Origin of the sequence: Pseudomonas syringae group sp. 26L6 (assembly GCF_032587815.1) — a bacterium.
Classification (GTDB): Bacteria; Pseudomonadota; Gammaproteobacteria; order Pseudomonadales; family Pseudomonadaceae; genus Aquipseudomonas; species Aquipseudomonas amygdali.
This window is the reverse complement of record NZ_JAWHPJ010000020.1, coordinates 423,001-443,856: the sequence shown is the minus strand read 5'-3', so window position 1 is coordinate 443,856 and position 20,856 is coordinate 423,001. Positions and strand designations below refer to the sequence as shown.

General features: G+C 57.7%; 15 protein-coding genes and 3 pseudogenes. 14 read left to right on the top strand and 4 right to left on the bottom strand.

All coding sequences use genetic code 11. From position 1 onward, the window contains the following. Positions 1-185: 185 nt before the first annotated feature. Both RYA97_RS12970 and RYA97_RS12965 read right to left on the bottom strand, forming a co-directional pair. Positions 186-1,109 carry a proline iminopeptidase-family hydrolase gene (locus RYA97_RS12970; protein ID WP_005745306.1) on the bottom strand — a complete coding sequence of 308 codons (924 nt, stop codon included), beginning with the start codon at positions 1,107-1,109 and terminating at the stop codon, positions 186-188. Positions 1,110-1,203: 94 nt separating this feature from the next. Continuing rightward, positions 1,204-1,968: a LuxR family transcriptional regulator gene (locus RYA97_RS12965; protein WP_004656728.1), complete on the bottom strand. Its 765-nt coding sequence runs from the start codon at positions 1,966-1,968 to the stop codon at positions 1,204-1,206. 339 nt (positions 1,969-2,307) lie between these two features. On the opposite strand from RYA97_RS12965, the gene RYA97_RS12960 reads away from it, so the two are divergent. From RYA97_RS12960 to RYA97_RS26505, 9 genes and pseudogenes are all read left to right on the top strand, one after another. After that, positions 2,308-3,255: an ABC transporter permease gene (locus RYA97_RS12960; protein WP_005745304.1), complete on the top strand. Its 948-nt coding sequence runs from the start codon at positions 2,308-2,310 to the stop codon at positions 3,253-3,255. After that, complete coding sequence (locus RYA97_RS12955; RefSeq protein WP_316892421.1) at positions 3,252-4,115, top strand: ABC transporter permease; 864 nt, start codon at positions 3,252-3,254, stop codon at positions 4,113-4,115. The genes RYA97_RS12960 and RYA97_RS12955 overlap by 4 nt, the downstream gene beginning before the upstream one ends. Next, positions 4,112-5,104, top strand: coding sequence for an ABC transporter ATP-binding protein (locus RYA97_RS12950; RefSeq protein WP_029241036.1), 993 nt, complete (start codon positions 4,112-4,114; stop codon positions 5,102-5,104). Before RYA97_RS12955 ends, RYA97_RS12950 begins: the two co-directional genes overlap by 4 nt. After that, positions 5,101-6,081 (top strand): ABC transporter ATP-binding protein, encoded by a 981-nt coding sequence (locus tag RYA97_RS12945; protein WP_016982264.1) that lies wholly within the window; start codon positions 5,101-5,103, stop codon positions 6,079-6,081. Before RYA97_RS12950 ends, RYA97_RS12945 begins: the two co-directional genes overlap by 4 nt. Before the next feature lie 51 nt (positions 6,082-6,132). After that, positions 6,133-7,647: an ABC transporter substrate-binding protein gene (locus tag RYA97_RS12940; protein ID WP_005745297.1), complete on the top strand. Its 1,515-nt coding sequence runs from the start codon at positions 6,133-6,135 to the stop codon at positions 7,645-7,647. A 157-nt stretch (positions 7,648-7,804) separates the two neighbouring features. Then, positions 7,805-8,983: a Na+/H+ antiporter NhaA gene (gene nhaA / locus RYA97_RS12935; RefSeq protein ID WP_004666221.1), complete on the top strand. Its 1,179-nt coding sequence runs from the start codon at positions 7,805-7,807 to the stop codon at positions 8,981-8,983. 156 nt (positions 8,984-9,139) lie between these two features. After that, complete coding sequence (locus RYA97_RS12930) at positions 9,140-9,448, top strand: hypothetical protein (RefSeq protein ID WP_005733007.1); 309 nt, start codon at positions 9,140-9,142, stop codon at positions 9,446-9,448. A 96-nt stretch (positions 9,449-9,544) separates the two neighbouring features. Then, positions 9,545-10,555: pseudogene (locus RYA97_RS12925) on the top strand (PAS domain-containing protein); the annotation flags it as partial. Then, positions 10,556-10,843 (top strand): annotated as a pseudogene (locus tag RYA97_RS26505) (methyl-accepting chemotaxis protein); the annotation flags it as partial. A gap of 89 nt (positions 10,844-10,932) precedes the next feature. On the opposite strand, the gene katG reads toward RYA97_RS26505, so the two are convergent. Further along, complete coding sequence (gene katG / locus RYA97_RS12920; RefSeq protein ID WP_117140023.1) at positions 10,933-13,203, bottom strand: catalase/peroxidase HPI; 2,271 nt, start codon at positions 13,201-13,203, stop codon at positions 10,933-10,935. Between the two features lie 373 nt (positions 13,204-13,576). Between katG and RYA97_RS12915 the strand changes: the two are divergent. Further along, positions 13,577-14,011: pseudogene (locus RYA97_RS12915) on the top strand (GNAT family N-acetyltransferase). Positions 14,012-14,036: 25 nt separating this feature from the next. On the opposite strand, the gene RYA97_RS12910 reads toward RYA97_RS12915, so the two are convergent. After that, positions 14,037-15,104, bottom strand: a complete 1,068-nt coding sequence (locus tag RYA97_RS12910) for a GGDEF domain-containing protein (RefSeq protein ID WP_316892413.1) — start codon at positions 15,102-15,104, stop codon at positions 14,037-14,039. 312 nt (positions 15,105-15,416) lie between these two features. Here RYA97_RS12910 and RYA97_RS12905 point away from each other — a divergent pair, with 312 nt between their 5' ends. From RYA97_RS12905 to RYA97_RS12890, 4 genes are all read left to right on the top strand, one after another. After that, positions 15,417-16,409 carry a helix-turn-helix domain-containing protein gene (locus RYA97_RS12905; protein WP_316892411.1) on the top strand — a complete coding sequence of 331 codons (993 nt, stop codon included), beginning with the start codon at positions 15,417-15,419 and terminating at the stop codon, positions 16,407-16,409. Between the two features lie 68 nt (positions 16,410-16,477). Next, positions 16,478-17,410 (top strand): transporter, encoded by a 933-nt coding sequence (locus tag RYA97_RS12900; RefSeq protein WP_316892409.1) that lies wholly within the window; start codon positions 16,478-16,480, stop codon positions 17,408-17,410. Positions 17,411-17,471: 61 nt separating this feature from the next. Further along, entirely contained in the window at positions 17,472-18,923 is a 1,452-nt protein-coding gene (locus RYA97_RS12895) for an amidase (RefSeq protein WP_316892407.1), read from the top strand. 191 nt (positions 18,924-19,114) lie between these two features. Beyond that, positions 19,115-20,722, top strand: a complete 1,608-nt coding sequence (locus tag RYA97_RS12890) for an ATP-dependent nuclease (RefSeq protein ID WP_016982259.1) — start codon at positions 19,115-19,117, stop codon at positions 20,720-20,722. Positions 20,723-20,856: the final 134 nt, after the last annotated feature.

Here is a 20,856-nt window from a genome sequence, read left to right as displayed (position 1 = left end):
TGAAAAGTGCTGAGGACTCGGTAGCCGGAAAACATCCGGCTACTTCAGACCTTCCTTAAGCATCAGGCGCTAAAAGTCTCCGTCACAAAGTAAATAATGTTAACGGTTTACGCAGTTCACTATTTCTAAAGTATTAACTCTAGTTGTAGGGGGTTCGAGGTCTGTGTTCAGTCGGGACTGCAGGACTAAGCCGCTGACACGGTAGCGGCCACAGATAACTTATCCAGAAAACCTGCTACGCAGCCCATGCAGGCCATTCTTTCTTCCACATGGGGCATGTGGCTGGACTCTCTGAACACCGACCAGCGAACGTCAGGGATGTTTTCCACGTAGGGTTTCACCACGAGTGGAGTGGCTTCGTCGTAAAACCCCGAAATCACCAATGTCGGGACCTTGATGTTTTCCAGCCTGTCGACAATGGTCCAGTTCTTCAGGGTGCCGATAACGTGAAACTCGGTAGGGCCATTCATGGCGTGATACACGGTCGGGTCCGCGTCGATCTGGTCGAAGGTGCGTTTCACCTCGTCCGGCCAGGGTGTGATGCGGCATACATGACGGTCATAAAATGCCCGCGATGCTTCAAGGTACTCAGGGTCAGTCAACGTTCCTGCCTGTTCGTGCTTGAGCAACGCAGCTTGCACAGCTTCAGGCAAGTCCTCGCGCAGTCGGTTGGCCTCGCTTACCCAGGTCTGCATATCTGCCGGGGAGTTGGCGACAATCAGCGCTTTCAGCCCTTTGGGCTGGAGCACCGAATGCTCCGAAGCCAGCATGCCGCCCCACGACTGGCCCAATAACGCGTAATTACCTTCGATGCCCAAGTGGGCAAGCAGGTTGTTCAGCTCTCTCAGGAACAGATCGACTGTCCAGAATTCGCGACTCTCATGGGGCAGGCGAGTCGACTTTCCGTTACCCAACTGGTCGTAATGGATCACCGCCTGACTGGTACTGGCGAGGTCCTTGAACGAGTCCACGTAATCATGGGTACAGCCGGGGCCGCCGTGCAGAATGACCAACGGTGTACGCGGGCCTTGCAAGTTGCCGGTGACGCGATACCACGTCTGATAGTCGCCGAACGGCGCAAAACCTTCCTTGATCGTCATGTCTGCCATGTCGCCGGTCCCTGCTGGATAGTTCGGGGCACCATAGCGCTGCGCGTGGCATCTTAAAACTATAGAAAATGATAGGTTTTGGCTGATGAACCGGTCATTGGTCGAGTAAACGGTAGTGAACGGCACGCACGACTGCCTGCACACGGTTTTTGGCACCCAGTTTCTGCATGGCCGAATTCAGATGCAGCGTCACCGTGGCGACCGAACGGTTGAGCTGATCGGCGATTTCCCTGGCCGTCAGCCCTTCGGCAGACCAGCTCAGGCATTCACGCTCGCGGCGGGTGAGCTTGATCGCATTACAGGAGCGCATCTTCTGGTCAAACAACGGGTAGGCGACTTCCTGAAAGGCATGAGCCAGCAGACCGAACTCGGCCAGGCTCTGCCGGGCATCTTCCAGTGCAGCGTCGCTGCTGTCAGAACACAGGCCTGTCAGGGTGGCGAAACCGCCCTTGGGCATGTGGATAGGCACCGTCACGCCACACGTCATGTGTGAGTCATGCAGGTAGCGCACCACCGGCTTGTGCATGTCGGTGATAAAGGTTTGCAGCACCGTTTCAGCCTTGGGCTGGTATGACCATACAAAAGGCGAAACGCTAGCCACCGCCAGGTGTTGCACCGGGTCGATCTGGTAGTACCCCTGGCTGCACCAGAGTGCGTGCCAATCGGCCGGGGTGTTGCGCAATGAAAGCAACGAAGGTGTGATCAGTGCTCCATCATGGGACACAGGCACCGGGCTGTAATCGTAAATCACTGCATCGAATCCAAGCTCCGATGCCAGTAACAGTGCGCAATCCATTTGCTGATCCACTGTAGATGCCGATTGCAGACGCGAATTGAAATCCGACAACCTGATATGCATGGCTTGACCTCCTTTGTCATAGAGCCGGTGTAGGGGGCTTAATATAGCAATTAGCAAGGACAGTGCCACGCCTGCGTCCAACCGGCTGTCAGTCGTGTAAAACCTATAAGAATTGCTAGCTGTTTGCCATGGCGCTGCGCGATAGGGTTGAGGCCATGAGCGACGTCCGCAAAGGTGAGGTGCGATGGGGTATGCGAGCAAGGCGGATGAGCGCAAAACAATCAAAGTCGACGGATGGTCAATGTTCGACTACAACTTCGCTCTGCCCTTTTGCGTGAAAGGGGTGGCGGCGTACTTTCCGGTCCTGCTGAATTCTCTGTCACAGCATCGGGGCGTCTGATGAATCTGGGTCGTTATCGTTTTATTCTCCAGCGTCCGTTGCAGTTGCTGCCGGTGCTGTTCGGCATCAGTCTGGTGACCTTCATTCTGGTGCGCTCGATCCCCGGTGACCCGGCGCGCATTCTGCTGGGCGCCCGTTCCACACCGCAGGCACTGGCCAACATCCGCGCCCAGTACGGGCTGGATGAACCCTTGTGGACGCAGTATGTGTACTTCATGAAAAACCTCTTGCAGGGCGATATGGGTAAATCGCTGCTGTACAAGATCGATGTGCTCAAACTGATCGTTACCCGGCTGGAGCCTACCGTGTTTCTGGTGTGTGGCAGCGTCCTGCTGGCTCTGCTGATCGCCGTGCCTTTGGCCACGGTCGCTGCACGCAACAAGGGCAGTTGGGGCGATAACCTGATTCGTGTCTTCACCACCACGGGGTTGGGCATGCCGGCATTCTGGCTGGGCATCATGCTGATTCTGCTGTTCAGTGTGCAGCTTGGCTGGTTTCCGGTGTCAGGTTACGGCAGTGACTGGCTGGACAAGGCTCACCACATGGTGCTGCCATGTCTGACCATCGCCCTGGCTCTGTCCGCTGTGCTGATTCGCAACCTGCGCGCGAGCATGCTCATGGAACTGCAAGCTGATCACGTTACTGCGGCGCGGGCACGCGGCGTCAGTGAGGGCGCAGTGTTTCGTCGTCACGTATTGCCCAACTCGCTGGTGCCGTCGATCAACCTGCTGGCGGTGAACATCGGCTGGCTGATCAGCGGCACTGTCGTTATCGAAAGCCTGTTTGCCATCCCCGGCATCGGCCAGTTGCTGGTGCGCGGCATTTTCAGTCGCGATTACATGGTGGTGCAGGGGGTAGCCATGGTGCTCGCCTGTGCCACGGTAATCGTCAACTTCCTCGCTGATGTGGCCACTGTCGCTATAGACCCGCGGGTGAACATCAAATGACCGTCGCCCACGCCCCTCTGCGCCCACACTGGCGTTCAAGGCTACGCCTGCGCTTGCGCAATGGCCGGCTGGCGATGCTGCTGGGCGCCTCATTGCTTGGTGTGTGGCTGCTGCTGGCACTTTTCGCGCCGTGGCTGGCACCTTATGACCCGATTTACCAGAACACCGAACTGCGCATGCTCGCACCGCACCTCGCGCATCCGTTCGGCACCGACAATTTTGGTCGCGACATTCTGTCCAGAGTCATCTGGGCGGCACGCATCGACCTGCAGATCTGTGTGCTCGGGGTGGTTTTCCCGTTCATCATCGGCACGTTTGTCGGCGCATTGTCGGGCTATATAGGCGGTCGCTTCGACAACCTGTGCATGCGCGTGATCGACATCGTTCTGGCCTTTCCGTTTCTGGTGCTGATGCTGGCGATCATTGCGATTCTCGGCCCTGGCCTGAGCAGTTTCTACATCGCCATGGCGCTGGTGGGCTGGGTGTCTTACGCGCGGCTGATCCGTTCACAGATTCTGGTCCTCAAGGAAAGCGATTTCGCCCTGGCGGCCAAGAGCCTAGGGTTTGGTCACCTGCGTATTCTGTTTCGCCATCTGCTGCCCAATGCGATGTTCGGCTCGATTGTGTTTTCCATGTCCGATGCGGTGCTGGTGTTGCTCAGTGGCGCGTCGGTCAGCTACCTGGGCCTGGGGGTGCAACCACCGTTGGCCGAGTGGGGCACGATGGTCGCCGAGGGGCAGGCGTTTCTGACGTCTGCGTGGTGGATATGCACCTTTCCGGGGCTGGCCATCGTGACGCTGGCCATGGGTTTCAGCCTGCTGGCGGACGGCGTTGCCGAAACCCTCGGAGAGCGGCAATGAGTACGCCAGTGCTGAAAGTCAGCGAGATGAGCGTGATTGCGAACAGTCGGGGGCGCGAGGTAACGCTGGTCGACCGGTTGTCGTTCGATCTGCAGCAGGGCGAGATTCTCGGGCTGGTCGGCGAAAGTGGCTCTGGCAAGACCATGGCTTGCCGGGCATTGATGCAACTGATGCCATCGCCGGACCTGCACGTGCGCGGTGGTTCGGTGCTGCTCAATGATGTCGACCTGTTAAAGCTGGATGCAGCCGGCATGCGTGCCATGCGCGGGCGGCGGATCGGCATGATCTTCCAGAACCCCAGCAGTCATCTGGACCCGCTGATGCGTATCGGCGAGCAGATTGCCGAAGGCTTTCGTCTGCATCAAGGCGCTTCGAAACGTGAGGCACGGGCGCAGGCGATTGATCTGCTGCGTCAGGTCGGCATTCCCGACCCGGCTTCGCGTGTGGATAACTTTCCCCATGAGTTTTCCGGCGGCATGCGCCAGCGCGCCATGATTGCCGTGGCGCTGGGCTGCGGGCCGCAGGTGCTGATCGCCGACGAACCGACCACCGCGCTGGACGTGACGGTGCAGGCGCAAATCCTGCGGCTGTTACTGGACCTGCGTGACCGTCACGGGCTGTCGTTGATCATGATTACCCACGACCTGGGCGTTGTAGCGCAAACCTGCGACTCCATCGCGGTGATGTACGCCGGTCGCTTGTGTGAACACGGCAGCAAGCGCGACGTGCTGGCCCGCGCCCGTCATCCTTACACCCGCGGCCTGATCGACTGCCAGCCTGCCAGCAGCACGGGCAGTGGCCTGCTGCGCACCATTCCCGGACAGCCGCCATTGCTCGATGCGCTGCCCGCTGGCTGCCGTTTTCATGCGCGCTGCGGTCATGCGGGCGCAGGCTGCGTCGAGACACTACCCCTGATGCGGTCGATGGGGGTTGCCCATGAAGCGGCCTGTCACTATCCGCTGGCAGATTCCCGAGGGGCCGTATCATGAGCGGCTACAGGCTGTTGAACGTCAACGATCTGGTGGTGCGCTTCCCGGCCCCCGGATCAGGTTTCATGGGCCTCAACAAGCGTTGGGTGCATGCCGTCAACGGTGTGTCGCTGAGCATTTGTGCGGGTGAAACGCTGGGGCTGGTGGGCGAGTCTGGCAGCGGCAAGAGCACGCTGGGGCGCGCCATTCTGCGTCTGAACGACATTACTTCCGGGCAGATCGTCTTCGATAATGTCGACATGGCCCAGGGCAGCGGTATCAGTCTGCAGCGTTTGCGCAGTGAAACAGCAATGATCTTTCAGGACCCGTCTTCCTCGCTCAACCCGCGCATGACTGTCGGTGCCACGCTGGCCGAGGTGCTGAAAGTGCAACGCAAGGTCAGCGCATCCGAGATTCCGGCGCGGGTCATCGAGTTGCTCGACATGGTCGGTCTGCGACCCGAATTTGCCGAACGCAAACCGGGTGCCTTGAGCGGCGGGCAATGTCAGCGTGTCGGCATTGCCCGCGCACTGGCCATCGAGCCGCGGCTGATCATCGCCGACGAGTGCGTGGCGGCGCTGGACGTGTCGATTCAGGGGCAGATCATCAACCTGCTGCTGGAACTACGCCAGCGCATGAATCTGGCAATTCTGTTCATTGCCCACGATCTCGCCATCGTGCGCCGCCTGTGTGACCGGGTGGCGGTGATGTACCTGGGCAAAATCGTCGAGGAGGGCCCGGTCGAAGAGGTCTTTCTCAAGCCGCGTCATCCCTATACCGCGGCGCTGATCCAGGCTATTCCGGAGATTGATCCGGATCGTCCGCTGCCCGGTGAACCCTTGCAGGGCGAGCCACCCAGCCCCCTGAGTTTGCCCGCTGGCTGCGCCTTTCATCCGCGTTGCCGGTTCGCCAGACCGACCTGTTCCAGCGTCGCGCCACCCACCCGGCATGTCGGCGAGCAGCGCTACGACTGTGTACTTGATGAACCCGTTTTTTGATCCAGACCTACAACAAACATCTGTCCCGACACCGGCAAGGAGTTCATTTGTATGAAAGCTCGACCAATGAAAATGCTGACCGTCGCCATGCTGGCGGCCTGTTCCCTGGCAGCGGGAGTGGCGGAAGCCGCGGGCGTGCTGACCATCGGCCGTCGTGAGGACGGCACCACCTTCGACCCGATCAAAAGCGCGCAAAACATCGACAACTGGGTATTTTCCAACGTCTACGATGTGCTGATCCGGGTTGACGACAAGGGCACAAAGCTGGTGCCAGGACTGGCCGAAAGCTGGTCGATTTCGCCCGACGGGCTGACCTATACACTCAAGATACGCCCGGCCAAATTCTCTGATGGCTCGGAGCTGACCGCCAGCGACGCTGTATTCAGCCTGTTGCGAATTCGCGACGACAAGGGCTCGCTGTGGAGCGATTCCTACAAGATTATCGACAAAGCCGTCGCAACAGATCCGCGTACGCTGGTCATCACCCTGAAGAATCCATCGGCCTCGTTCCTCTCGCAACTGGCGCTGCCCAACGTGTCGATTCTCTCCGAGAAGGCCATGAAGACCCTGGGCGAAGAGGCTTACGCCGAAAAGCCTGTCGGTTCGGGAGCCTTCACAGTGAAAGAGTGGCGGCGCGGTGATCGGGTGATCCTGGCGAAGAACCCCGACTTCTGGGAAGCGCCGAGCGTCAGCCTGGATGGTGTCGAGTGGATCTCGGTGCCGGATGACAACACCCGTATGCTGATGGTCCAGAAGGGCGAACTGGATGCAGCGATCTATGTGCCGTTCTCCCGTGTCGAAAACCTGAAGAAGAACCCTGATCTGGTGGTTCACCTGGACCCGTCCACCCGTGAAGATCATTTGTTGCTCAACCATGAGCACGGCGCGTTGGCCAAGCCTGAGGTACGCCAGGCACTGGACATGGCTATCGACAAGAAATCGCTGGTCGAGGCCGCTACCTTCGGGCTGGGCACCGTGGCCAATTCCTACATTCCCAAGGGCGCGCTGTATCACTACGCCGATAACCTGCAACGCCCGTATGACCCGGTCAAGGCCAAACAGATGCTGGCGGATGCCGGTGCGTCGGACCTGAAGCTCAACTATGTGGTCAATGCTGGCAACGAAGTCGACGAGCAAATTGCGGTCATGCTGCAACAGCAGCTGGCCAAGGTTGGCGTAACCACCACGCTACAGAAAGTCGACCCGAGCCAGAGCTGGGACATGCTGATTGCCGGTGACTACGACATCTCCGTGATGTACTGGACCAACGACATCCTCGACCCGGATCAGAAAACCACCTTCGTGCTTGGCCATGACACCAACAACAACTACATGACCCGTTACAAGAACGAGAAGGTCAAGGAGCTGGTTGCTGCTGCACGGGTTGAAATGGACCCCAAAAAGCGTGAGCAGATGTACATCGACCTGCAGAAAATGGCCAAAACCGACGTCAACTGGATCGATCTCTACTACAGCCCTTACATCAGTGTTTCACGCAAGAACATCGAGCACTTCGGCCAGAACCCGTTGGGCCGGTTCACGCTTGAAGAAACCGTCAAGAAGTGAAGCGGGCAGGGCTGTTGTCTGGCAGACAGAAGCCCTGATTCCTCAAGCCATGATGGGCATGCGCGTTAATTTGTATCCTCAGGTTTACCTGCGCTGTGGCAGGCTCTGCGAGTGGTAAGGTTGCGGCCTTTTTGCGCTGTACCCTGCGGAGCCCTGCATGCACAACCCCACCCCCCGTACCGAATCCCCGAGCGCGCTGGCGTTCATCAAGCGCTTTTTCGCCGCTGAGGCCGCTGGCGGTCTGATCCTGATGGCGGCTGCGCTGGCAGCCCTGATCGTCGCCAACTCGCCGCTGGCCGACAGCTACTTTGCAGCGCTGCATACCGTGCTCGCCGGGATGTCGGTAGAGCACTGGATCAACGATGGCCTGATGGCAATCTTCTTCATGCTGGTGGGCCTGGAGATCAAGCGCGAAATGCTGGCCGGCCAGCTGGCGTCCTGGAGCCAGCGCGCCTTGCCGGGCTTCGCGGCGCTGGGCGGCATGGTGGTTCCGGCGTTGATCTACGTGGCATTCAATTGGGGCCAGCCAGACACCATTGGCGGCTGGGCCATTCCGGCAGCGACCGACATCGCATTCGCCCTGGGCGTGCTGTCATTGCTGGGCAAGCGTGTGCCGTTGTCGCTGAAGATATTCCTGTCGGCACTGGCAATTCTCGATGACCTCGGCGCTGTGCTGATCATCGCGCTGTTCTACACCAGCGATCTGTCCATTCCCATGCTGCTGGCCGCACTTGGCTCCATCGCCGTGCTCGTCGCGCTGAACCGCTTGGGCGTTAAAAAGCTGCTGCCTTACCTGATTGTCGGCGCGCTGTTGTGGTTCTTCATGCTCCAGTCCGGTATTCACGCCACCTTGGCGGGCGTAGCGCTGGCACTGTGCATTCCGCTCGGCAAGCCCGATGAAGAAGCCAGCTCGCCGCTGCTGCATCTGGAAGAAAAACTGCATCCGTGGGTCGCCTTTGCCGTCGTACCGGTCTTTGGATTCGCCAATGCCGGCGTTTCACTGTCAGGCATCACTGTCGACAAACTGCTGGACCCGGTGCCGTTGGGCGTCGCGCTGGGGCTGCTGATCGGCAAACAGGTCGGCATCTTCGCCCTCGCTGCACTGGCCATCCGCGCGGGCCTGGCCCGCTTGCCGGACGGCAGCAACTGGGGCCAGCTTTACGGTGTTGCGGCGCTGTGCGGTATTGGCTTCACCATGAGCCTGTTCATCGGCGCACTGGCCTTCCCGGGCGCACCGGAGCTGGTGGATGAGGTCAAGGTGGGCGTACTGATCGGGTCGGTGTTATCGGCGCTGCTGGGTGTTGTGGTGTTGCGCAGGTTTGGGGCGAGGGGGTGAGCGTAGGGAACGATAATCTCAACTATCGTGCGACGCTCCGCGTCGGCATGCCGGTCTGGACGCTCTGCGTCCTCTTCGCGACGTAAACCGTCGCGAACTGCATTCCCGAAGTAATGGACGTCACAGCCAATCATATATCCAGGAGTAGATTGAGAAATGTTGAAGCTGATCAGTCAGCGCAATTGCGCGCCTTCGCTTGAGGACCCGAAACACGATGTGTACCTATTCAGTGTCGACACATCCGGAGCCGATAAACCGTTCTGTTTTGAACAGTCAATTACCGGCGGGCATGCTGAGCGGGGTGGCTGTATATTTCTGAACCTGGCCGGACTTGAGAACTGGCCCGGTGATTGGCGAGTTCATCTGGAGAAGTCCGGTTGCGGCTGGGTAGCGGAGTTGATGGCGGGGGCGCAAACCGATCAGCAAGCCGTGAAGTTGATTCTGGAACAAGTGACCATTACCTGATCGCAATCTGACGATTCAGAAACCACACGGCATGTCGATAAAGAAGTGACATGCCAGGGACTCGGCAAATCTGACTTTATTTTGAGAACCCTGTGTATGTTTCACTTATTCCGACCACGTCGTGACAGAAAAGCCCTTCAACAACTTATTGCCTCTCTCAAGGGGGCTGGCGAGCCGGTGGTAAGAGGCTGCGCTGAAGAGAGCAGCGTACTTGAGTGCTGGAGTTCGCTGAGTACCCAGCGTCGTCTCGACGAGCAACGTATCGCCGATCTTGAGCAGGAACTGGAAACCGCCCGCCACCTTCTGGGTGAAGCCTCTGCTTCGGCCGCCGCTTATGAGACCCGCTTTGATCTGGTCAACCGTGCGTCGAGCGAGGGCCTCTGGGATATGGAGGTCGTAGCAGGCGATCCGGTCAACCCGAACAATCGATTCTGGTGGTCGCAGCAACTTCGCACGCTTCTCGGTTTTAACGACGAGCGAGATTTCCCTAACGTACTGGCGAGCTGGGCAGACCGGCTTCATCCGCAGGATAAACAAGCCACGCTCGACGCATTTGCCAAGCATCTGAATGATCGCTCGGGTAACACGCCGTACCGGGTCAAGAATCGTCTGGCGATGAAGAACGGCACTTATCGCTGGTTCTATGCCCAAGGCGAAACGTTAAGAGACGCACGCGGAACGCCGCTGCGTGTCGCCGGCTCGCTTCGTGATATTCACGATGAGCTTGAACGTGATCTGGAACACGATGTGATCATTACCCGATTCGAACTGGCCCGGGAGATGCTCTCCGACGGGCTCTGGGACATGGAGGTCATTGCTGGCGACCCGGTCAATGCGAGAAACCCGTTCTGGTGGTCTCCACAGTTCAGGCGGCTTTTGGGTTTTGAAACAGTCGAAGAGTTTCCTGACGTACTGGATAGCTGGGCATCACGGCTGCACCCCGACGACAAGGAGCGCAGTCTGACGGCATTCGGTGCGCACTTGAATGACCGGACTGGCAAGACGCCGTTCGATATCGAGTACCGCCTGAAGATGAAAACCGGCGAGTACCGCTGGTTCCGTGCACGCGGCCAGACTCGTCGCAATCCCGAAGGTGTTCCGCTGAGGGTGGTCGGTGCGTTGGTGGATGTGCATTTGAAGCATGAGCAGGATGCTCTTCGCGACACCGAAGCACAGCATCAGAAAAACCTGGAAGAGAACATCACTCAACTGACCCAGATAGTCGGCACTATCCAGAGCATTGCCAGCCAAACCAACCTTCTGGCGCTCAATGCCGCGATTGAAGCTGCACGTGCCGGGGAAGCTGGACGGGGCTTTGCGGTGGTAGCTGACGAAGTGCGCAAGCTGGCGACTCGAACGACTGAAGCGACGGAGCAGGCGGCAAGCATGATGAGTCGCTGATAAAACCAGACTTCGCTTTTTGATAGCCGTAAAAAAACGCCTCCGCAAGGGAGGCGTTTTTTCAACTCAGCACATCAAACACATCAAGCCAGGTCGAAGCGGTCCAGGTTCATCACCTTGGTCCATGCGGCCACGAAGTCTTTGACGAACTTCTCGTTAGCGTCCGAACTGCCGTACACCTCAGAAATCGCACGCAGTTGAGCATGGGAGCCAAATACCAGATCGACACGGGTGCCGGTCCATTTGACTGCGCCGGTTTTGCGGTCACGTGCTTCAAAGGTGTCGTTGGCACCTGAAGTCGCTCTCCACTCAACGCCCATGTCCAGCAGGTTCTTGAAGAAGTCGTTGCTCAGGGTTTCAGGCTTGTCGGTGAAGACGCCGTGCTTGCTCTGTCCAACGTTAATATTCAAGACCCGCAGGCCGCCCAACAGCACAGCCATTTCCGGTGCCGTCAGGGTCAGCAGTTGCGCCTTGTCGACCAGCAGCGATTCTGCCGAGACCTTGTAGTGCCCCTTCTGATAGTTGCGGAAGCCATCGGCGATCGGCTCAAGGAAGCTGAACGACTCGACATCCGTCTGCTCCTGCGATGCATCGGCACGGCCTGGTGTGAACGGCACCGTGACGTGATGACCAGCGTTCTTCGCAGCCTGCTCGACACCTGCACTACCGGCCAGGACGATCAGGTCCGCAATGGAAACCTGCTTGCCACTCGACTGAGCGGCGTTGAACTCGCTCTGAATCCCCTCAAGCGTCTTCAGTACGCCCGCCAGTTGTGCAGGCTGGTTAACCGCCCAGTCCTTTTGCGGAGCAAGACGCAGACGACCGCCATTGGCACCGCCGCGCTTGTCAGAGCCACGGAAAGTAGAAGCGGCTGCCCATGCGGTTGAAACCAGCTGCGAGACAGAAAGCCCCGAAGCCAGAATCTTGCCTTTGAGCGCGGCAACATCCTGATCATCCACCAACGCATGATCAACATTCGGAATAGGGTCTTGCCACAGCAGCTCTTCGGCCGGTGTTTCCGGGCCGAGGTAGCGCGCGAGCGGGCCCATGTCACGGTGAGTCAGCTTGAACCAAGCGCGGGCGAACGCGTCGGCCAGTTGCTCAGGGTTGTTCAGGAAGCGACGGGAGATCTGCTCGTAAGCTGGATCGAAGCGCAGCGCCAGGTCAGAGGTCAGCATACTTGGCGCATGACGTTTGGATGGATCGTGGGCATCCGGAATCTTGCCCGCGCCTGCGCCGTTCTTCGGCGTCCACTGATGCGCGCCTGCCGGGCTCTTGGTCAGCTCCCACTCGAAGCCAAAGAGGTTTTCCAGGTACTCGTTGCTCCATTTGGTCGGAGTCGAAGTCCAGGTTACTTCCAGGCCGCTGGTGATGGTGTCGCCACCCTTGCCGCTGCCGAATTTGTTTCTCCAGCCAAGCCCCTGCTCTTCAAGACCGGCTGCCTCCGGCTCTGGACCGACGTTGTCGGCAGGGCCTGCGCCATGAGTCTTGCCGAAGGCGTGACCACCGGCGATCAGTGCTACGGTTTCTTCATCGTTCATCGCCATGCGACCGAAGGTTTCACGGATATCCTTCGCCGAAGCGACCGGGTCCGGCACACCTTCAGGCCCTTCCGGGTTCACGTAGATCAAGCCCATCTGCACAGCGGCAAGCGGGTTTTCCAGATTGCGCTCACCGCTCGCGGTGCGGCTTTCTTCGTTAGCGTGATTCTCCGGCTCGGCGACCAGCGTGCCGTCGCCCGGCTGCTGCATTTTCTTCTGTGCGCCGTAGCGTTCTTCGCCACCCAGCCAGGTGGTCTCGGAGCCCCAGTACACATCCTCTTCCGGTTCCCAGACATCCGGGCGACCACCCGAAAAACCGAACGTCTTGAAGCCCATCGACTCCAGCGCGACGTTGCCGGTAAGCACAATCAGGTCGGCCCAGGAGATCTTGCGGCCATACTTCTGCTTGACTGGCCAGATCAGGCGACGTGCCTTGTCCAGACTTACGTTGTCGGGCCAGCTGTTGAGCGGCGCAAAACGTTGCTGACCGGCACCTGCACCGCCACGGCCATCGCCTGTACGGTAAGTACCGGCGCTGTGCCAGGCCATGCGAACGAATAGCGGACCATAATGGCCAAAGTCGGCCGGCCACCAGTCCTGCGACCGGGTCATGACGTCGCGCAGGTCTTGTTTGACCGCTTCGAAGTCAAGGCTCTTGAACTCCTTGGCATAATCAAAGCTCTCGCCCATCGGGTCGGAGAGTGAGGAATGCTGATGCAGAATCTTCAGATTCAGCTGCTTGGGCCACCAGTCACGGTTGGTGGTGCCGCCGCCAGCAGCGTGGTTGAAGGGGCATTTCGATTCAGTTGACATGCTTGATACACCTTTTTGTCATTTGCATCCGGCCATCCAGCCCACTCGCGGGGCTTCAGACAGTGATGACGGAACTCCATAGCACTGGGTTCGTACCGGCCGCTCGATCAACGATCAGGCCAGTAGCGATCATTGGATTGCTGCGATACGAGCCCACAACGTGCACAGAAAACTTGACCTCATTCTTATCTCCTTATCAGGGTAAAACCGCACGGCCTTCGCCGATGCTCTTGCAGATTAGCCTTCTTTGTGGATATTTCTAATAGAAAGAACGTTATGGGTTGATAGGCAAACTCTGGCAGCGCTGTCATCTGATCAGCGAAATGCTCTGTTAATCTGCTCCGCCATTGGAATAACAGGCCGGGCATAGCCAGTGATCACGATTCGCAGCATGACAATCAAGGATTACGAATCAGTCATCGAACTGATGCGCAATACACCGGGCATCTCTCTGCGCGATGCCGATTCGCGTGAATCGACGGCACGCTACCTCGACAGAAACCCCGGTATGAGCTTCGTCGCCGAGGCGTAGGGGGCTGTGTGCGGCTGTGTCATGTGTGGGCATGACGGCCGCCGGGGTTATCTACACCATTTGATTGTGCTGCCGGAGTATCGTCGACAGGGGATAGCTCACGAGTTGGTCGAGCGCTGCCTTCAGTGTCTGGAAGCGCTGGGAGTTTATAAGTGTCATCTGGATGTGCTGAAGGTTAACGAGGCGGCTGGCCGATATTGGTCGGGGCAGGGGTGGACATTGCGAGAAGATATTGACCGCTATTCGATGGTTCGGCAGGGCGGCGAGAATGCTTGAGAGGACCGAGCGCTATGCATGGGTATTAACCGATTTCACCCCCTTGGTTCTGCTTTTCCACACTTCCAGCGGTCGCGGAAACTACCTTGCCTTCAAAGGCAATACATTGTCTGCCGCTCCGTTTGGCGAGATACAAATTTTCATCGGCTTCTTTCAACAGGTCATTGACGTTTTTTGCCCGAGCCAAACTCGCAATACCTGCACTGAATGAATAGGGCATTTTCGCTGTTGGGTCTTTTTGGGCGTGCATCAATAAATGATCCATTGCCGCTATGGCGTCTGCTGCGTTTGCTGCGGATAACATCACGCCAAACTCTTCTCCCCCCAGGCGACCAAAGCTGACCAGCCCCGTTGTGTTTTTTATGAGTGTTGCGAAACATATAAGGACATTGTCACCCACGTCGTGGCCATGGTTGTCGTTGATGCTTTTAAAGTTATCCAGATCAAGCATTGCGAACCACAGCGAGGACTTATCATCTGACCTCAGTGCGTTATCCAGGCTGGCGACCAGTGCGCGGCGATTTGGGGCGTTCGTCAGCGTGTCGGTTTCGGACAGCTTCCGGTAGCGATCACTCGCCGCCATGGTCTGCATGACCAGGCTCAGGAAGGTTGCATTCAGGGAGCCGCCCAACAAGGTCGAGCTGATCAGGAAAACATAAAACAAAGGCGCATGGTCGACGCCGACCGCCGTAAGGTCCGTTTGCCACATGATCAACCAGATCAGAGCAGCCGCAGCGACGTAGTCAATAAACTTGACGAAGAATACGCTCATTCCCGTGATGAGCAGGGACGTGACAACCAATCCCCACATCGACGCCTCTACGCCCATGCGTTCGATCTGTACCTTGAACAGAACGGTAAGTGAGGTCATGTAGATAATGCCGAACAGGCGCCACGTCGTCATGCTTCTGCTGTTGGAAGTGACAATGATTGACAGCGTCGCCCCCGCCAGAGCGCAATAAATAAATATATCCAGTGATTGCTCAATAGACGGATTCACATACCAGCTGATAATCCAACTGAAAAGGCCGATCAGCTGAGACAGCTTCAAGGGTATGAAAATAGAGTCTTTCAGGTTTCTTCTTTGTGGCATGTGCTGTTTTCCATACTTATGCCAGCTGAAGCGTAATCGACGGCACATACCTTGGTCGAGATGCGTGATGATATATTGCCAGTATACGTGATCAGTACTCGAGAGCGATGGCCGCTTGTCTTGCTGTGACAGCGAGTGGGCCTACATCATGACTCAACGGGACGCTTTATATTTGAAGCGAGTATAGTTTTTATGAAGCTTGAAAGCAGTTTGGTAGCTTCGCTGTATTAATCACCCAAACTCCTTGCTGCCGGAATGAAACTTGCCTTCACTTAGCCGAATGACCTTGAGACGTATTAAGGGGCAAGGCCGATGAGTAGTCGTTATGTGGAGACAAACAAGGCTTCGATTGACGCGGCACCGCCACCTCACCTGCGGCGTTTTCAAACCTGTGACATCGACGAGCACGGGCGCAACCTCAGCGGCTGGCAGGTTCGTTACGATCAAGTAACGCCCGGAGGCTTTGAAGGCGAGCTGACGGAATTCCGCTCGGACTGGCTGCAACTGGTCCGCGACCGCTCTAATCAGGCCCTGGTCAAGAGTGGTACAGCCTGGAAGGGAGCGATTATTTTCGCCTTGCCGTTGAGTGCCAACGGTCCGGCGTTCTGTGCCGGGCACACGCTTCCGGAGTCGAGCATGATCGTCGCGCACGGCGAGAATCTTCCGGAATTGAGTACGCCGCTGCAATTGGATGCACTGGGCATTGCGATTGAAGAGAGTGCCCTGGCTCACGCACTGGAACGTCAGGGCAGCCGTTTTGAAATTACCGATCTTCCCAAGTGTTACCGTTTGACCGATCCAACGGTTCGCACGAGGTTCACTGCGCTGTTCGATAACCTGTTGAATGGAGAGCAGGCGTGCCTGCAGAAGCTCGAGTACGAGTCGATCCGGCGTGGCATTCGGGATGCCGTAATGTTGCAGGTGCTGGAACTGGTGGCACCTGATCAGGCACCGCCGCTAAATCCCACGGCGCGCAAGAGAATGGTGGATCGGGCCCGCGATTATGCCCTGGCGCATCTGGATGAGCCGCTGTCGATTCTGGATGTGTGCAACCACATTGGCACCAGTCGCCGCAAACTTCAGTACTGTTTTCAGGAGACGCTGGGCATCAACCCAGTAGCTTTTCTGCGCACGTTGCGCCTCAACGCAGCGCGGCGCGAGTTGCGCGAAAGCAGCCGGATCGAACTCGTGCAGACGGTCGCCGCGCGCTGGGGTTTCTGGCACTTGAGCCGGTTTTCCAGTGACTATCGGACACTGTTCGGGGAAACACCCTCGCAGACCTTGCAACGCAAACATCTTTGCTGAAATCGGATAACGGCATAAAGCATGACTCAATAGCATGACCCCACCACCTTCGTGGTCAGGGGCATGCGATGAGTCATAACAATAATTCCAATATCAGACGCTTCACTTTCTTGACGCTCGGCTTGATGAGCCTTGCTGCCACGGTTCAGGCAACTGAAAACGGAGCACCGACTACCTCCTTCGGTGTTTACGATTTCGGTGCAGGCATCCTGCCTCCGTCGACCCCCGTGGGTACGCTTGGAATGCGCGTGGCGTTCTATTCGACCAATGTGCAGAAAGACCGTCACGGTCGCTCGCTGGACAACAATTTTTCCCTGGACGTTCTGTCCATCGGCGTTGCGTACTTTCGCATGACCGATTACAGAATACTGGGCGCGCGCTATGGCTACAGCGTGGCGGTGCCTTTCTTTCAGATGGATGCCTCGTTCCGGGTCCAGACGCCTGGCGGCCCGCTGGACCTGAAGGCGGATCCGTTCAGGATGGCCGACATTTCGGTGTCACCGCTCATACTGCAATGGGACCTTTCCCCCAACCTGTTCGTGAACGCACAGATGCAGATTCAGACACCTACCGGCGACTACGACAAGAATCGTCCTATTTCGCCGGGGCTGAATCACTGGACGTTTTCTCCCACCGTCAACGCGACCTACATCAGCGACAGCGGTTTTGAAGTGTCCAGCAGCTTTCAGACTGACATCAACACCCGCAACCCTGCGACCGACTACAAGAACGGTGTCGAATACCGTCACGAGTTTGCCGTGGGCCAGCACGTAGGTCCTTTCACGCTGGGGATGGGCGGGTTCTATTATCGGCAATTCTCCGATGACGATGCGCCAGGGCTGGACACCGGCAACCGCGCCCGAGTGGTCGCAGCCGGCCCAGCGATCAGCTACTTTACGCCCGGCATGCCTGCGGCGTGGTTTCACATCTACAAGGAATTCGGCGCACGCAACCGCACCGAGGGCTACACCGTGGCGTTACGGGTAGGTCACAGTTTCTAAAAACGGTTGCAAGCTCGGCGATCTTGTTTCCATTCGAATTCAGGTCATCAGGATCCTTCCTATGAAAGACATTCAAACGTTGTTGAACGATGTAGACGCCACCGGCCTGGCCGAGTGGGTCCGGCGCGGCGAGGTCCAACCGATCGATTTGCTGGAGGGGGTGATTCAGCGCATCGAGCACGTTGAGCCGCAACTCAACGCCGTCGCCGAGCGACTGTATGACTCGGCTCGTAGCGCGGCACTGGACGCTGCAACAAGCCAAGGCGTTTTCGCAGGTGTGCCAACGCTGATCAAGGACCTGTTTACCCCGGTCAATGGCGCGCGGATGAGCAATGGCTCCCTGGCCATGGGCGAGTTCCGTGCCCCCTTTGAAGCCGAAGTTGTCAGCCGCCTGAGGCGTGCCGGTTGCGTGCTTGCCGGGACGACCACTGCACCGGAATTCGGCACGTCCTATTCCACCGAATCCACACGCTTCGGCGCGACCCGCAACCCGTGGAGCCTCGAGCATAGCGCCGGTGGCTCAAGTGGCGGGGCTGCCGCACTGGTGGCCGCGCGGGTAGTGCCCTTTGCCCACGGCAATGACGGCGGCGGTTCGTTGAGAGTGCCTGCATCCTGCTGCGGCGTATTCGGCTTCAAGCCCAGCCGCGGCCTCATGCCTTCAGGCCCGATGGTGGGCGAGGGCTGGGCAGGCCTGAGCACCGCGCACGCCATCACCCTGACCGTACGCGACAGCGCAGCCTTGCTCGACGCCACAGCAGGCATGGACCTCGGTGCGCCTTACGCAGGCCCGGTTCAAAGCCTGTCTTACGTCAGCGCCGTCCAACGCAACCCCGGCACCCTGCGCATCGCGCTCATCGAACAATCAGGCACCTGGCCAACCTCCGCCGAGAGCCTGGCCGCCGTGCGAGACGTCGCGCAGTTATGCGAGTCACTTGGGCACCGCATCGAACCCGTCAGCCTGCCAGTGGTGTTGCCGGAATTCCTCGACCACGTCTTCACCATCATCGGCGCGAACACCCGCAACCACGTCGATATGTTAGGCCGCATGCGTGGCTTTGACGTGCAAGACGTTGAACTGGAAGCCCGCACACGCATCATCCTGCGCGACAAAGGCGGCGTCAGCGGCGCGCAATACGCCGCCGCCGTCGAATGGATACACGCCCTGGGCCGCCAACTGGCGACATTCATGCAGGATTACGACGTGATTCTTTCGCCAGTGCTGACACGCGAGCCGGCACGCATTGGCGAGCTCGTCGTGCCCGACGAGAGCCTGAGCCTTGAGGACATGATCGAGCGGTCGCATCGGTATTCGCCTTTTGCAGCGTTGTTTAATGCGAGCGGCCAACCGGCGATGTCGGTGCCGTTGTCCTGGAGTGCGGCGGGGCTGCCGATGGGGGCGCATTTCGCTGGGCGGTTTGGGGAGGAGGGGGTGTTGTTGGGGTTGGCTGGGCAGTTGGAGCGGGGGCGGCCTTGGCGGGGGCGGGTGCCGGGGGTTAGTGGGTGTGGGGGGTGAGGGGCGGGATCTGCCCGTTCAACGCGGGGTTGGTTGCGTCGGTAGGCAAGCGGAGGCGAAAAAGACGCTTTAGGGCTCCCTCACCCTGTATTTCATCGCTTTCGCCGTGTTTCAGGTGAAATGCAATCCAAACACCCAGTACTATGTGTTTACAAACGCCAAATTAACTCAAGGAAGAGAGGTTCCTGCTTATGCATATCAAGTCCATTGGCTTCAAGTCCATTCGCCAACTCAACGCTACTGTGCGGGATTGCTATTCTGACTTTACCCAGGCCGCCCAGCATCTGCCTCTGCTTGAATTCAAAAAAATCAACCTGCTGATCGGCGAAAATGGCGCCGGTAAATCAACGGTCATCGATATGATCCGGTCTTTGCGCTGGCCGGATGTTTTGCCTAGCCTCGCACGGGACAACCCGGAGTATGGCTGCACGCCGGAGTTCTGTATCGAACTAAATGATGACCGCGCTTACTTATATAGATTCACTCTTTCCCCTACGGACGACACGTTTCAGAAAGTCATTTGCAAAATGGGTTACAGGGCTGCTGGTGGACAGTTTGAGAAAATCGCTCAAAAATTACTAAATCGATTTACCGAGCATCCTGTAGACGGAAAAATTCCTCCAGCCGAAGGAGTTAAGATCGAATATCTTAATTGTGGCGGCCCATCCCTGAACGTGGACGCCCAAGCACTGGAGCACCTCAACGCTCATGCCGAACTGCTCACAGGAATGATTAATTGGAAGGACTATGCCGATCCCATTCGTATACCTATGGATGGCAACGTCATCAACGCTATAGAGAATGGCGTTGCTTCCTCTTGGCTCAGTAACCGAGACGACTTGGGGCAATCCTTAATGGACATGCCCAATAATGTCAAGGCGAGCTGTTATCCATCCGGTTGGAAAGCTTGTGCAGCAATACTCCACTGGCTCAGTAACGTGCAAGATGACAGCATCTGTCTGCTCGAAGAGCCTGAAGTGCACATGCACCCTAAACTTCAAAGGCGCATGTTCGAGCTGGTTTTGCAGATTGCCGAGAAGAAGGCCCTTCAATTGGTGATCAGTACCCATTCGGCTGCCCTGATCAACGCCGCCGCTAGCCGCGACATCAAGATCTTCCAGGCGCAGGGCCAGAAGATTGCGGAGGCTAATATTGCCGAGGTACTTGACCGTCTGGGCTACCAAGCCGCAGATCTGTTGCAGGCTAACTGCGTGATCTGGGTTGAGGGCCCATCGGACAGGATGTACCTCAACAGTTGGTTGCATGCACAAAATCCTACTCTAAAGGAAGGCCAGCATTATTCGATCATGTTCTATGGGGGGCGGTTGTTCAGCCATCTTACTGCCAGTGAAACAGCGTTGAACGACCTGATTTCACTACGCCGCTTGAATCGCAACTCTGCCATTGTGTTTGACAGTGACAAAGCCGGGCCGGACGACGTGCTGACAGAAACCAAGCAGCGTTTGCAGGCTGAGTTTAATTCAGGCAACGGGTTGGCTTGGGTAACCGAAGGCCGCGAAATTGAAAACTATCTGAATGAAACCGCGCTCAGATTGAGCTTGAAAAAAGTTCACCCATCAATGGTGCGCTCGGTGGGAAGCGGGATTTGGGCAAACCTGTTGAAGTATGAAGTGGATGCCGAACTATCCAAAGCAAAAAATCCAGATCCGGAGCGCACAGGCAACAAAGTAGACGTAGCTAGCCACTATTTGAAGCACAATCAGGTAGATCTCAAGGTCCTTGACCTGATGCAGCGGCTTGACGAATTATGCTCCTTCATCAGCGCCTGCAACACTTGACGCTCAGCGGGCCATTCATAGACAAAATCGGCGTTGTTCCTGGTAGTGGAGGCATTGTTTGATGATTCAGATCTGCCTTGGCACATTTCGAGCTGTTCGCTGACTTCCTCGCCAATCGAATGCGTGAGCCAAAG